We start from the raw sequence: 12,630 nt of genomic DNA, 5'->3' as shown, positions 1-12,630 counted from the left end.
TTCCTATTCAGCAGTCCGGTCAGGAGACCGGACCTCCGAAGATGTCGATGCGGTGACCCTCAGCGAGGCTGACGATGGCGCGCTTGGTGTTGGCACGCTTGCCGAGGCCGGTGCGCGTACGACGCGTCTTGCCCTGGCGATTGATCGTGTTGACCGACGTCACCTTGACGTTGAACACCTTCTCGACCGCGATCTTGATCTCGGTCTTGTTGGCGTCGGGGCGCACGATGAACGTGTACTTGTTGGCGTCGAGGAGGCTGTAGCTCTTCTCGGAGACGACCGGCGCGATCAGGATGTCGCGGTGGTCCTTGTGCAGGGTGCTCACTTGTCGTCCTCCTCGTGGCTCTGCTCGATCGATGCCTTGGTACCGGCCTCGACGAAGCCAGCAGCCTCAGCGTCAGCAGCGGTCTTGAACCAGACCTCCGCGACCGTGGCGTCATACCAACGGCCACCGGGGGCGTGGAACTTCATCGAGTCCTTGTTGCCCTTGATCTCGTAGCCCTCGGGGGCTTCGCCCTCGGGGCCGGGCTTGGCGCCACCCTTGACGTCGGCGTCCTCGACAGCGGCGAAGGACGCGACCGCGGGAGCCGCGGTCTCGGTCGCCTCGGTCTTGGCAGCCTTGGCGGGCTTGGCAGCCTTGGCCGGCTTCGTCTCGGCAGGCGCGTCGACGACGACGAACTTGCGCGAGCTGGCCTTGGCGGCCGCGCCGCTCACGAAGGCCTCGTAGGAGCCCGTGGTGAACACGACGTCGTCGCTGGCGAGCACGTCGTAGGTGTTGAGCTGGTCAACCGCCACGATGTGCACCTGGGGGGCGTTGCGGAGCGAGAGCCAGGTGACGGCGTCGCTGCGCTCGAGGACCACCAGGAAGCGGACGCGGTCACTCAGAGCGGTGAGCGCGGCCAGGGCGACCTTGGTGGAGGGCTTGTCCGCGGAGATGAGTCCGTCGACGACGTGGATGCGGTCGTTGCGGGCCCGGTCGGAGAGGGCACCGCGCAGGGCGGCGGCCTTCATCTTCTTGGGGGTCCGCTCGCTGTAGTCGCGCGGCTTGGGGCCGTGCACGATGCCACCGCCGGCGAACTGCGGAGCGCGGGTCGAGCCCTGACGGGCGCGGCCGGTGCCCTTCTGCTTGTAGGGCTTGCGTCCACCACCGCGGACCTCGCCGCGACGCTTGGTGGAGTGCGTGCCCTGGCGTGCAGCAGCCTGCTGGGCGACGACGACCTGGTGGATCAACGGAACGTTGACCTCGACATCGAAGATCTCGGCCGGGAAGTCGACCTTGACAGTCTTGGTAGCCATGCTCAGGCCTCCTTGCCGGAAACGGGGCTGGACTTGGCGGCCGAGCGGAGGACCACGAGACCACCCTTGGGGCCGGGAACGGCGCCCTTGACCATGATCAGGCCCTTCTCGGCGTCGACAGCGTGCACCGTGATGTTCTGCGTGGTGACCGTGTCGCTACCCATGCGACCAGCCATGCGCGTGCCCTTGAAGACACGACCCGGCGTGGCGCAGGCACCGATGGAACCGGGCTTGCGGTGGTTGCGGTGGGCACCGTGCGAGGCACCGACACCGTGGAAGCCGTGACGCTTCATGACACCCGCGAAGCCCTTGCCCTTGCTGGTGCCGGTCACGTCGATCTCGTCGCCGGCAGCGAACAGCTCGGGGCTGAGCTCCTGGCCGATGGAGTAGGAGGCGGCGTCAGCGGTGCGGATCTCGACCAGGTGGCGACGGGGGGTGACCCCGGCCTTGGCGAAGTGTCCGGCGTCGGGCTGGTTGACCTTGCGTGCCTCGATCTCGCCGAAGCCGACCTGGATGGCGTTGTAGCCATCGATCTCGGGCTGGCGGATCTGGGTCACGACGTTGGTCGAAGCCGCGATCACGGTGACGGGGACGACCTGGTTGTTCTCGTCCCAGAACTGGGTCATGCCGAGCTTGGTGCCCAGCAGGCCCTTCACATTGCGTTCCAAAGTACTCATATCAGACCTCAGAGCTTGATCTCGATGTCGACACCGGCAGGCAGGTCGAGGCGCATGAGCGAGTCGACGGTCTTCGGCGTGGGGTCGATGATGTCGATGAGGCGCTTGTGGGTGCGCATCTCGAAGTGCTCGCGGGAGTCCTTGTACTTGTGGGGCGAGCGGATGACGCAGAACACGTTCTTCTCGGTCGGCAGCGGCACGGGGCCGGCGACCTTGGCACCCGTGCGGGTGACAGTGTCCACGATCTTGCGCGCCGAGGTGTCGATCACCTCGTGGTCATAGGCCTTGAGCCTGATGCGGATCTTCTGTCCCGCCATAGGTCCTTCGTCCTTATCGATCTCGTACGCCCCGCTGGGGTCGTACCGCGTTCTGGTCTGGTTCACGACACGTCCTCGGGTGAGTCCGTACCGCCCGTGCATCCGCCCCCACCACCGACCCCCGCGGTCGGGCGTGTCGCGGGTATTTCTGCGACACGAGACCTGGATCTCGATGTGTTGTGTGGGGGACACCCGACGGGTTCGTCGGGCTGATCGGGTCTCCTACTCGTCCATCTGGTGAGGTGCGGGGCACGCAACAAACTCAATCGATCTTCGGAGACGCGATTCAGAAGTCAAGTGCTGCCACACTCCGCCAGCCACGTGTAAGCGACTCGCCGGAGCAACCGGACTATCTTGGCAGACATCGGGGCACGCACCAAATCGGTTCGGCAGGCACTGCCCGTGAGCACTCCGGCCGGCGGGAAATCGGCCTCCCTAGCCCAGCGACGGGCCGACCGACGCCGGGGACGACCTGACAGGATTGCGTCGCCGTCGACCACCAGGGGGAACTCATGTCGGAGCATCAGCCGCCACCGCCGGGGTGGTCACCGCCTCCCGTGGGGCCCGCGACGCAGCCCTACTCCTCCACCCCCGCGTCCTGGTCGCCCGCTCCCCCGCTCCGGGCGGCGCACAAGCCGGGCGCGATCCCGCTGCGCCCGCTGTCGCTCGGCGACATGTATGACGCGGCGTTCAAGATCATCCGGTTCAACCCGCGGGCCACCGTGGGGTCGGCGATCCTCGTGGCCGCTGTCGCGATGACCATCCCGCTGCTCGCGACGGCTGCGCTGGGCGCGGCCCTGGACCTGTCGATGGCCGACGGGACCTTCACGACCTCCGATGACCCGGCCTCGATGAGCGGCGAGGACATCGCCGGCTTCATGGGCGTCCTGGGCTCGCTGGCCGTCGGCGGCGTGCTGCAGGGCATCGGGCTGATCCTGGTCGGCGGCATGATCGCCCACGTCGTCGCCGCGGCCGCGACCGGTCACAAGCTCTCGCTCGGGCAGGCCTGGGCCGCCACCCGCGGCAAGCGGTGGCGGTTGATCGGCCTGACCCTCCTGCTCGGCCTCGCGACGACCCTGATCATCACCCTCTACGTCCTGAGCTGGGTCGTGGTGGCCATGACGGCCAGCGGCTGGCAGGTCCCGGTGGTCTACGGCGTGCTCAGCGTGCCCGTGTTCCTCGCGTTCCTGTTCTGGTTCTGGGTGCGCGTCTACTACTTGCCCGTCCCCGCGCTGATGCTCGAGCCGATCGGGGTCCTCGATGCCCTCGGCCGCGGCTTCCGGCTCACCCGCGGCGCCTTCTGGCGGACCTTCGGCATCGCGCTGCTCACGTTCGTCGTCGCCCAGCTCGCCGGCACCATGCTGACCGCGCCGATCAGCCTGCTCAGCCAGGGAGTGCTGCTCGGCGGCCTGCCCGGCGAGGCCGGCGTGTTCTTGTTCGTCCTCGGCCAGGCCGTCGCGTCGGTGGTCACCGCGGCCTTCGTCGCGCCCTTCACCACCTCGGTGGCGACGCTGCAGTACGTCGACCTCCGGATGCGCGCCGAGGCGTTCGACGTGGTGCTGATGCAGCGCTCGGGGATCACCCGATCGTGACGTGGCGGCCGCCTCCCGAGCCACCCCTCGTCCCGACACCGGAGCAGGGGCGTGACCTGCTGCGCCGCGAGCTCGTCGACCCCGACTACCACCAGGACGACGTGATGCAGCGGCTGCTCGACTGGCTGGGCCGTCGACTGACGGACGTCCTGGACGCCGCCTCCGCGGTCCCGCCGCTCTCGGCCTTCGCGGCGATGGCGGTCGGGCTGCTGCTCGTGCTCGCCCTGATCTGGCTGGCGACACGCGCCCGCACCGCGCCCCGGGGTCGGCCTGTCGCCGCCGACCTGCTGCCCGACGCCTCCGTGAGCGCGGCACAGTGGCGGGCCCGGGCCGAGCAGGCGCTCGCCGAGGACCGTCCCTCGGACGCACTGGTCGACGGCTTCCGCGCGATGGTCGCCCGCCAGGTCGAGCGCGGCCGCCTGGACGCCTCCCCCGGGACCACGGCCCACGAGGTGACGCAGGTGCTGCGGTCGGCGTACCCCTCCCAAGCTGCGGAGATGGTCGAGGGCGCACGGCTCTTCGACCTCGTGCTGTACGGCGACCGCGACGCCACGCAGGAGCAGGCCACGTTCGTCCTGGCGCTCGACGACGAGCTGGCGGGCAGCCGATGAGGGACTGGTTCGAGCGCAACCGGTCGCTGCTGGTGATCGGCCTGGGGACCCTCGCTGCGCTGGTCGTCGCCGTGGCCCTCAGCACCGGCCCGCGCACGGCTGCCGACCACGACCCCGAGAACCCCGGGTCGCGCGGCGCCCGAGCGCTGGCGCAGGTGCTCGCCGACGAGGGCGTCGAGGTGGAGATCGTGCGCTCGGCCGCTGCCCTCGAGGAGCAGCCGCTCGGCCCGGGCACCACCGTCGTCGTCTCCTCGCCGGACAACCTCGGCCGCAGCACGGCCGACCGACTGCTCGACGTCGCAGGCGCCAGCACCACGGTCGTGGTCGGGGCGGCACCGGGAGCCGTGGAGGCACTCGGCGTCGATGCCACCACCACCTCAGGACCGCTCGACGGGCCCCAGCCCGGCGCGTGCACGGACACCGGTCTCGGCGACCTGTCGGAGCTGAGCATCGCGGTGGACTCGACGGCCAGCTATGCCACGACCGCTGGCTGCTTCCCCGGCGACTCGGGGTGGGCGCTCGCGTCGGCTGGGGACGGCCTGGTGCTGCTGGGGGCGGCAGGCATCGTGGAGAACGACCAGGTCCTGCGCGCCGACAACGCAGCCGTCGCGCTGCGACTCCTCGGCCAGCACCCGCGTGTCGTCTGGTACGTCCCGAGCCTCGACGACCTCGTGGGCGACGACGGCGTCTCGATCCGCTCGTTGCTGCCGGCCTGGCTGGTCCCCGCCGTGTGGCTGCTCGGCCTGGTGGTGCTCTCGGTCATCTGGTGGCGCGGGCGCAGGCTCGGTGCCCTGGCGGTCGAGCCGCTCCCCGTCACCGTGCGCTCGCTCGAGACCACCGACGCCCGCGGCCGGCTCTACCGCTCGGCGTCGGCGCGCGGGCACGCTGCCGACGTGCTGCGCCGGACCGCGCGTGACGACCTGTCCACCCACCTGCGACTGCCCACCACCGCGACCGGGGAGCTGGTGCGCGACGTCGCCCTGCGCCTCGACCGGCCAGTGGGCGAGATCGACGCCCTGATCGGCGACCGGGCGAACCCGCCCGCGACCGACGACGAACTCATCCGCCTGGCCACCGCGTTGGCCGAGCTCGACAGAGAGGTACGCCGCACATGACCAGTCCCCACGAGGCCGCCCGCGAACGACTTGCCGCAGTCCGCACCGAGGTCGCCAAGGCGGTCGTGGGCCAGGACGCCGCGGTGTCCGGCCTGCTCGTCGCCCTGCTCTGCGGCGGCCACGTGCTGATGGAGGGTGTGCCAGGGGTGGCCAAGACGCTGCTCGTGCGCACCCTCGCCGGTTCGCTCGACGTGGAGACGCGCCGGGTGCAGTTCACCCCCGACCTGATGCCCGGCGACATCACCGGCTCGATGGTGATCGACGGCCGGGCCGGTGAGCTCTCCTTCCGGGAGGGGCCGCTGTTCACGCACCTGCTCCTCGCCGACGAGATCAACCGGACGCCACCCAAGACGCAGTCGGCGTTGCTGGAGGCGATGGAGGAGGGCCAGGTCTCGGTCGACGGGATCTCGCGACCCCTGCCGCGACCGTTCCTGGTCGCGGCGACCCAGAACCCGGTCGAGTACGAGGGCACCTACCCGCTGCCCGAGGCACAGCTCGACCGCTTCCTGCTCAAGATCGTGCTGCCCATCCCCGAGCGGGACGCCGAGCTGGAGATCCTCACCCGGCACGCTGCCGGCTTCGACCCGCGCGACGTGGCGGCAGCCGGGGTCCGCGCCGTCGCCGGGCCGGCGGACATCGAGGCGGGGCAGGCCGCCGTACGCACCGTGCAGGTGTCGCCGGAGGTGACCGGCTACATCGTCGACATCGCCCGGGCCACCCGGGAGTCACCGTCCTTGTCGCTCGGGGTCTCCCCGCGGGGCGCGACCGCACTCATGCGCACCTCGCGTGCCTGGGCGTGGCTGACCGGGCGCGACTTCGTGACTCCCGACGACGTCAAGGCGCTCGCGCACGCCACGCTGGTCCACCGCCTCGGGCTGCGCCCCGAGGCCGAGCTCGAGGGGGTCGACGTGGCCGCCGTGCTGACCTCGGCCCTCAACTCGGTCCCGGTCCCCCGCTGAGCCGATGGTCATCACCGGACGCGTCCCCCTGCTGCTCGCCCTCGGGCTGGTGCCCGTCGTGCTGCGCCCTGCCATGGGCACGGTCTGGGGCTGGCTGCTGCTGGTCGCCCTGGTGACGCTCGTCGACCGGTGGCTGGCCGTCCCGCCCGCGACGCTCTCCCTGCGCCGCGACGAGATCGGGACCGTCCGCCTCGGCGACGACGCCGCGTCCCGGCTCACGCTCGCCAACCCCGGCCGCCGGACCGTCCAGGCGCTGGTCCGCGACGCCTGGCAGCCCACCGCGGGCGCCACCGGCAACCGGCACCGGGTCCGGCTGGGTGCCGGCGACTCCACCGTGGTCACCACCGCGCTGCGTCCGCGCCGCCGTGGCGACCTGCGGGCCGTCGGCGTGACGGTGCGGGTCCCCGGGCCGCTCGGGCTGGCGGCACGACAGGCCACCCTCGACGTGCCCGGCACGGTCCGCTCCCTGCCTCCGTTCGAGTCGCGCAAGCACCTGCCGACGCGCCTGGCACGCCTGCGCGAGCTCGACGGCCGCTCGGCGGTGCGCATCCGGGGCGCCGGCACCGAGTTCGACTCGCTGCGCGAATACGTCCGCGGCGACGACGTACGCTCCATCGACTGGCGAGCAACCGCCCGCAACCGCAACGTCGTGGTGCGCACCTGGCAGCCCGAGCGCGACCGCCGCGTCGTCATCGTGCTGGACACCTCGCGGGTGTCGGCCGCGCGGGTCGGCGACGTGCCCCGTCTCGACTCGGCCATGGACGCGGCGCTCCTGCTGGCCGCACTCGCGGCGCGCGCCGGTGACCGGATCGACTTCCTGGCCGGCGACCGGCAGGGGCGGGCCCGGGGGCGGGCCGCCGGTGCCCGCGACATCGCCGCCACCCTGCAGGACACCATGGCCGACCTCGAGCCGGTCATCGCCGAGGCCGACTGGGCCGCCCTCGCCGGCGCGGTCAACCACCTCGGGCGCCAGCGCGCGCTCGTCGTCCTCCTGACGCCACTCGAACCCGCATCGGTGATCGAGAGCCTGCTGCCGGTGCTGCCCGCACTCCTCAAGCACCACCGCGTCGTCGTCGGGTCCGTGCAGGACCCGGCGCTCACCGCGCTGCGGGACCGGCACGACTCCCTCACCGACGTGTACGGCGCTGCCGCGGCCGCCCAGGTCCTGCACCAGCGCCACCGGGCCGGCGAGATCCTGCGCGCGCTCGGCGTCGACGTGGTGGACGCCGGGGCCGAGGCACTGCCCCCGGCGCTGGCCGACCACTACCTCGCGCTGAAGGCCCGCGGACTGCTCTGACTCACGCCTGCGTCGCGACCCGGTCCTCGAGCAGGCTGGCGTCGATGTCGCCGGTGTGGCCACGGGCGACGGCGCCACGGCCCACGACGAAGACGTAGGCGAAGAACGCGAGCTCGGCCACGATGCCGATCCCGACCCGCGCCTCGGTGGGCAGGCCCGACGGCGTCACGAACGCCTCGATGATCCCGCTGATGAACAGCACCACGACGAGCCCGAGGGCGATGGTCCCCGCGGTGCGTCCCTCGCGGGCCATCGACTGGGCGCGCGTGCGGTCGCCGGGGGCGATCCACGACCAGAACAGGCGCAGCCCGGCTCCCCCGGCCACGAAGACGGCCGTCAGCTCGAGCAGGCCGTGCGGGCTGATCAGTCCCCAGAAGTGGCCGGCGTGATCGTGGCGGGTCATGATCGAACCGATGATCGCCAGGTTGGCGACGTTCTGGAACAGCAGGTAGATCACCGGCGCACCCAGGACGCCGAGGGCGATGCACAGCGCCGCGACCCACGCGTTGTTGACCCACACCTGGGCGGCGAAGTGCGAGGCGGCGTACTCGCTGTAGTAGTTCTCGAAGTCGTGCCGGACCAGCTGGTCGATCTCCGCGGGCGAGAGCAGGCTCTGCTCGACCGCGGGGTGCTGGAGCAGCCACCACATCATCACGGCGGTCACCACGACGTTGCCCGCCAGCGTCGCCAGCCACCACCACCGCAGCCGGTAGAGCGCTGCCGGGAACCGGTCGGTGAAGAAGCCCGCGACGCTGCGCCACGTGGTGGAGCGGGTGCCGACGGTGCGCAGCCGGGCCTTGGCCAGGATCGAGGAGAGATAGGCGATCAGCGCAGCGTCGGGGGCAGAGGTGCGCACGACCGAGAGGTGGGTGGCCACACGCTGGTAGAGGTCGACGAGCTCGTCGTTCTGGGCGCCGTCGAGGCGGCGCTGCGAGGTGAGCTCCTCGAGCCGCAGCCAGTGGGCACGGTGCGCCAGCACGTACGCGTCGAGGTCCACGCGGCCAGCCTATGCTGGCGGCGATGTCCGCCTCCGGTCCTGCCTTCGCCAGCATCACCGCCGATGACCACGTCACCGGCGAGGCCGTCGCGCTCGACCTGCCGCCGGCCAGTCTCGGCTCACGCATCGGGAGCGGGCTGATCGACGTCGTCGTCACGGTGCTGCTGCTGATCGCGACGATCGTCGTGCTCGGGATCGCCGTCCTGCAGACCGATGCCGCGCTCGCCCACGTCGCGATGATCGCCACCATGGTCACGGTCTTCCTCGTCGTCCCGACCACCGTCGAGACGCTCACCCGCGGCCGCTCGCTCGGCAAGCTCGTGTGCGGCCTGCGCACGGTGCGCGACGACGCCGGCCCGATCTCCTTCCAGCACGCCTTCGTGCGCGCGCTCGTCGGCTTCGTCGAGATCTACGCCTTCACCGGCGCCCCCGCGTTCTCCTCCGCCCTGCTCTCGGCGAAGGGCAAGCGGCTCGGCGACCACGCCGCCGGCACCTACGTCGTCCGCGAACGCGTGCGCCTCGACCTGGCGCCGCCGGCCCTGATGCCGCCCCACTTGGCGGCGTGGGCCCGGTCGGCGGACCTGGCGTCCCTCCCGACGGGGCTCGCGCTCGCGGTGCGCCAGTTCCTCGGCCGCGCCGCCACCCTCGATCCCGCCACGAGGCACGACCTGGGTTCGAGGCTTGCGGCCGAGCTGTCGCCGTACGTCGCTCCGCAGCCGCCTCCCGGCACCGACCCGCACGACTTCCTGGCCGCGGTCATCGCCGCACGCCGCGAGCGCGACACCGCCCGGCTGACCCGCGAGGCCGCGGTGCGCGCGCGGCTCGTGGGCGAGTGAGGACTCAGCCGATCCGCGTGTAGGCCAGGTCGGCGATGTCGCGGTGCTTGTCGAGGCCCTTGCGCTCGAAGCGGGTGATCGGGCGCTCGGCCCAGCGCTCGACCCGGCCACCCTCGAGCAGCGGCTCGGCGTCGAGCACCTCGACCATCTGCTCGGCGTAGTCGGCCCAGTCGGTGGCCAGGCGCCACACCCCGCCCGGGCGCAGCCGGCTCGCCAGCGTCGCGGCGTTGGTCGGCGTGACGAGACGGCGCTTGTGGTGCCGGGTCTTGTGCCACGGGTCGGGGAAGAACGTCCAGAGCTCGCTGAGGCTGTCGGGCGCGATGAGGTGCTCGAGCGACCAGACCGCATCGACGCCCAGGAAGCGGACGTTGTCCGCGCCGGCCTCCGCCACGCGCCAGAGCGAGTCGGCGATGCCCGGCACCCAGACCTCGAACGCGAGGATGTTGGCCTCGGGCCTCGACGCCGCCAGGGCGGCGGTGGCCTCGCCGATGCCGGAGCCGATCTCCACGATCAGCGGCGCCTCCCGACCCCACCAGCCCATGAGATCGAAGTCGGGCCTGTCCACCGCCTCGTCGGGGATCACCCAGTCGGCCTGGTGGGCGGCCCAGCCCTCGGCCTGCTGCGGGGTGAAGCGGCTGCCACGGCGTGAGTAGGTCAGCACCTCCTGCATCCGGCGACCGTCCTCGGTCAGCTTGTGGTGGGGGCGCGGGGGGCGGGCAACGTTCACGGGCACAGTGTCTCAGCCCTCGTGTGAGACTTCGCTGCGTGTACGCCGCAGCGATCACCTGGGCCCGGTCCCACCTCGACCACGACGTCACCGAGGTGGTGCCGCTCCTGGGCGGCCGGACCTCGGCGATGCTCGCGCTGCACGACCGGACGGGCCGGGCCTCGGTCCTCAGGCTGATCACCCAGGAGCCGTGGCGCTCGCACGGTCACGACCTGGTGACGCGCGAGTCCGTCACCCAACGCACCCTGGCAGCCACCGACATCCCGGCGCCGCTCAGCCTCGCGACCGACCCGACCGGCGAGGCGACCGGGCACCCGGCGCACCTGATGTCCCTCGTGCCGGGCACGTCCGACGAGGCCCGCTTCGACGAGGCTTCCCTCGCGGCCGTTGCCGCGCTGCTGGCGTCGATCCACGGAGTCGTCACAGCTCCGGCGCCTCGCGACTTCCAGTCCTGGGCGTGGCCGGCGAAGTGGGTCGTCCCGCCCTGGGCGTCTCGTCCCGCTCTGTGGCGCGCCGCGTTCGACCTGCTCGCCACGGAGCCACCCGCCTTCGAGCCGACCTTCCTTCACCGCGACTTCGGGCCGCACAACCTGCTGTGGGCCGACGACACCATCACCGGGATCGTCGACTGGGTCGAGACGTCGACCGGCCCGGCCTGGCTGGACGTGGCGCACTGCTCCAGCAACCTCGCGCTGCGGCACGGGTCACCGGCCGGGGAACGGTTCGCGGCGGCGTACACGCAGGTGACCGGGGTCGAGCGCGAGCCCTACTGGGACGTCATGGACATCGTCGGCTTCCTGCCGCCACCCGGTGGCACGATCATGTTCGACGACCCGGCGCAGCTCGCGCGGCTCGAGGAGCACCTGGCCTGGGCGCTGGGCTGAAATGCCACGAGGCCCCACTCCCGAAGGAATGGGGCCTCGCAGCTGAATCAGTCGCTCGTCAGGGACGAGCAGCGATCACTTGGTGATCTTGGTGACGCGGCCGGCGCCGACCGTGCGGCCACCCTCGCGGATGGCGAAGCGCAGACCCTCGTCCATCGCGATGGGCTGGATGAGCTCGACCGACATCTCGGTGTTGTCACCCGGCATGACCATCTCGGTGCCCTCGGGCAGGGTCACAACACCGGTCACGTCAGTCGTACGGAAGTAGAACTGGGGACGGTAGTTGTTGAAGAACGGCGTGTGACGGCCGCCCTCGTCCTTGCTGAGGATGTAGACGTTCGCCTCGAAGTTGGTGTGAGGCGTGGTGGTGCCCGGCTTGATGACGACCATGCCGCGCTCGATGTCCTCGCGCTTGGTGCCACGGAGCAGGAGACCGACGTTCTCGCCAGCCTGGCCCTCGTCGAGGAGCTTGCGGAACATCTCGACACCGGTGACGGTGCTCTTCTGGGCGGTGTCGCGGATGCCGATGATCTCGACCTCCTCGTTCACCTTGACGATGCCGCGCTCGATGCGACCGGTGATGACGGTGCCACGACCGGTGATCGTGAAGACGTCCTCGACGGGCATGAGGAACGGCTTGTCCGTCTCACGAGCCGGGGTCGGGATGGACTCGTCCACCGCGGCCATGAGCTCGAGGACCGACTGGCCCCACTTCTCGTCACCCATGAGGGCGGGGTGAGCAGCAACGCGCACGACGGGGATGTTGTCGCCGTCGAACTCGTACTCGGAGAGGAGCTCGCGCACCTCCATCTCGACGAGCTCGATGAGCTCCTCGTCGTCGACCATGTCGCACTTGTTGAGCGCCACGACCAGGGCCGGCACGCCGACCTGGCGGGCGAGCAGCACGTGCTCACGCGTCTGCGGCATGGGACCGTCGGTGGCGGCAACCACGAGGATCGCGCCGTCCATCTGGGCCGCACCGGTGATCATGTTCTTGATGTAGTCGGCGTGACCAGGGCAGTCGACGTGCGCGTAGTGGCGCGACTCGGTCTGGTACTCGACGTGCGCGATCGAGATGGTGATACCGCGCTGACGCTCTTCGGGCGCCTTGTCGATCTGGTCGAACGCCGACGCCTCGTTGAGCGTCGGGTACGCGTCGTGCAGCACCTTGGTGATTGCTGCGGTCAACGTCGTCTTGCCATGGTCGATGTGACCGATGGTGCCGATGTTGACGTGCGGCTTGGTCCGCTCGAACTTCGCCTTAGCCACTGGGGCTCCTCCTGGTTGGGTTTGTACTGAATTCGTGGGTGGTGGAACTGGTG

General features: G+C 71.0%; 14 protein-coding genes. 7 read left to right on the top strand and 7 right to left on the bottom strand.

Translation table 11 applies throughout. The features are described from left to right. Positions 1 to 19: 19 nt before the first annotated feature. Genes rplW through rpsJ form a run of 4 tightly spaced genes read right to left on the bottom strand, consistent with a single transcriptional unit; the run spans position 20 to position 2,290 of the window. Complete coding sequence (gene rplW, locus CF8_RS03230; RefSeq protein WP_010831710.1) at positions 20 to 325, bottom strand: 50S ribosomal protein L23; 306 nt, start codon at positions 323 to 325, stop codon at positions 20 to 22. Next, on the bottom strand, positions 322 to 1,296 hold the full coding sequence (rplD, locus tag CF8_RS03225; RefSeq protein ID WP_010831709.1) for a 50S ribosomal protein L4, sunset domain variant: 975 nt from the start codon (positions 1,294 to 1,296) through the stop codon (positions 322 to 324). The genes rplW and rplD overlap by 4 nt, the downstream gene beginning before the upstream one ends. A 2-nt stretch (positions 1,297 to 1,298) precedes the next feature. Beyond that, on the bottom strand, positions 1,299 to 1,973 hold the full coding sequence (gene rplC, locus CF8_RS03220; RefSeq protein ID WP_036490061.1) for a 50S ribosomal protein L3: 675 nt from the start codon (positions 1,971 to 1,973) through the stop codon (positions 1,299 to 1,301). A gap of 8 nt (positions 1,974 to 1,981) precedes the next feature. Then, positions 1,982 to 2,290 (bottom strand): 30S ribosomal protein S10, encoded by a 309-nt coding sequence (rpsJ, locus tag CF8_RS03215; RefSeq protein ID WP_007078637.1) that lies wholly within the window; start codon positions 2,288 to 2,290, stop codon positions 1,982 to 1,984. A gap of 512 nt (positions 2,291 to 2,802) precedes the next feature. On the opposite strand from rpsJ, the gene CF8_RS03210 reads away from it, so the two are divergent. The 5 genes from CF8_RS03210 to CF8_RS03190 are packed head-to-tail and all read left to right on the top strand — an operon-like array spanning position 2,803 to position 7,864. Beyond that, on the top strand, positions 2,803 to 3,882 hold the full coding sequence (locus CF8_RS03210; RefSeq protein ID WP_156887132.1) for a hypothetical protein: 1,080 nt from the start codon (positions 2,803 to 2,805) through the stop codon (positions 3,880 to 3,882). After that, positions 3,879 to 4,493 (top strand): DUF4129 domain-containing protein, encoded by a 615-nt coding sequence (locus tag CF8_RS03205; RefSeq protein ID WP_010831706.1) that lies wholly within the window; start codon positions 3,879 to 3,881, stop codon positions 4,491 to 4,493. Before CF8_RS03210 ends, CF8_RS03205 begins: the two co-directional genes overlap by 4 nt. After that, entirely contained in the window at positions 4,490 to 5,608 is a 1,119-nt protein-coding gene (locus tag CF8_RS03200; RefSeq protein ID WP_010831705.1) for a DUF4350 domain-containing protein, read from the top strand. The genes CF8_RS03205 and CF8_RS03200 overlap by 4 nt, the downstream gene beginning before the upstream one ends. Beyond that, positions 5,605 to 6,567, top strand: a complete 963-nt coding sequence (locus CF8_RS03195; RefSeq protein WP_010831704.1) for an AAA family ATPase — start codon at positions 5,605 to 5,607, stop codon at positions 6,565 to 6,567. Before CF8_RS03200 ends, CF8_RS03195 begins: the two co-directional genes overlap by 4 nt. A gap of 4 nt (positions 6,568 to 6,571) precedes the next feature. Further along, entirely contained in the window at positions 6,572 to 7,864 is a 1,293-nt protein-coding gene (locus tag CF8_RS03190; RefSeq protein WP_010831703.1) for a DUF58 domain-containing protein, read from the top strand. Between the two features lies 1 nt (position 7,865). Here CF8_RS03190 and CF8_RS03185 read toward each other — a convergent pair whose 3' ends face one another. Then, positions 7,866 to 8,861: a stage II sporulation protein M gene (locus CF8_RS03185; protein WP_010831702.1), complete on the bottom strand. Its 996-nt coding sequence runs from the start codon at positions 8,859 to 8,861 to the stop codon at positions 7,866 to 7,868. 23 nt (positions 8,862 to 8,884) lie between these two features. Here CF8_RS03185 and CF8_RS03180 point away from each other — a divergent pair, with 23 nt between their 5' ends. Further along, positions 8,885 to 9,697, top strand: coding sequence for an RDD family protein (locus CF8_RS03180; RefSeq protein WP_051204359.1), 813 nt, complete (start codon positions 8,885 to 8,887; stop codon positions 9,695 to 9,697). 4 nt (positions 9,698 to 9,701) lie between these two features. Here the strand turns inward: CF8_RS03180 and trmB are convergent, their stop codons facing one another. Continuing rightward, on the bottom strand, positions 9,702 to 10,424 hold the full coding sequence (gene trmB / locus CF8_RS03175) for a tRNA (guanosine(46)-N7)-methyltransferase TrmB (protein ID WP_036490057.1): 723 nt from the start codon (positions 10,422 to 10,424) through the stop codon (positions 9,702 to 9,704). A 38-nt stretch (positions 10,425 to 10,462) separates the two neighbouring features. Here trmB and CF8_RS03170 point away from each other — a divergent pair, with 38 nt between their 5' ends. Beyond that, entirely contained in the window at positions 10,463 to 11,308 is an 846-nt protein-coding gene (locus CF8_RS03170) for a phosphotransferase family protein (protein ID WP_010831699.1), read from the top strand. A gap of 75 nt (positions 11,309 to 11,383) precedes the next feature. Here CF8_RS03170 and tuf read toward each other — a convergent pair whose 3' ends face one another. After that, positions 11,384 to 12,577, bottom strand: coding sequence for an elongation factor Tu (gene tuf, locus CF8_RS03165; protein ID WP_010831698.1), 1,194 nt, complete (start codon positions 12,575 to 12,577; stop codon positions 11,384 to 11,386). Positions 12,578 to 12,630: the final 53 nt, after the last annotated feature.

Origin of the sequence: Nocardioides sp. CF8 (assembly GCF_000389985.1) — a bacterium.
Lineage (GTDB): Bacteria > Actinomycetota > Actinomycetes > Propionibacteriales > Nocardioidaceae > Nocardioides > Nocardioides allogilvus.
This window is presented reverse-complemented; position numbering and strand designations above follow the sequence as displayed.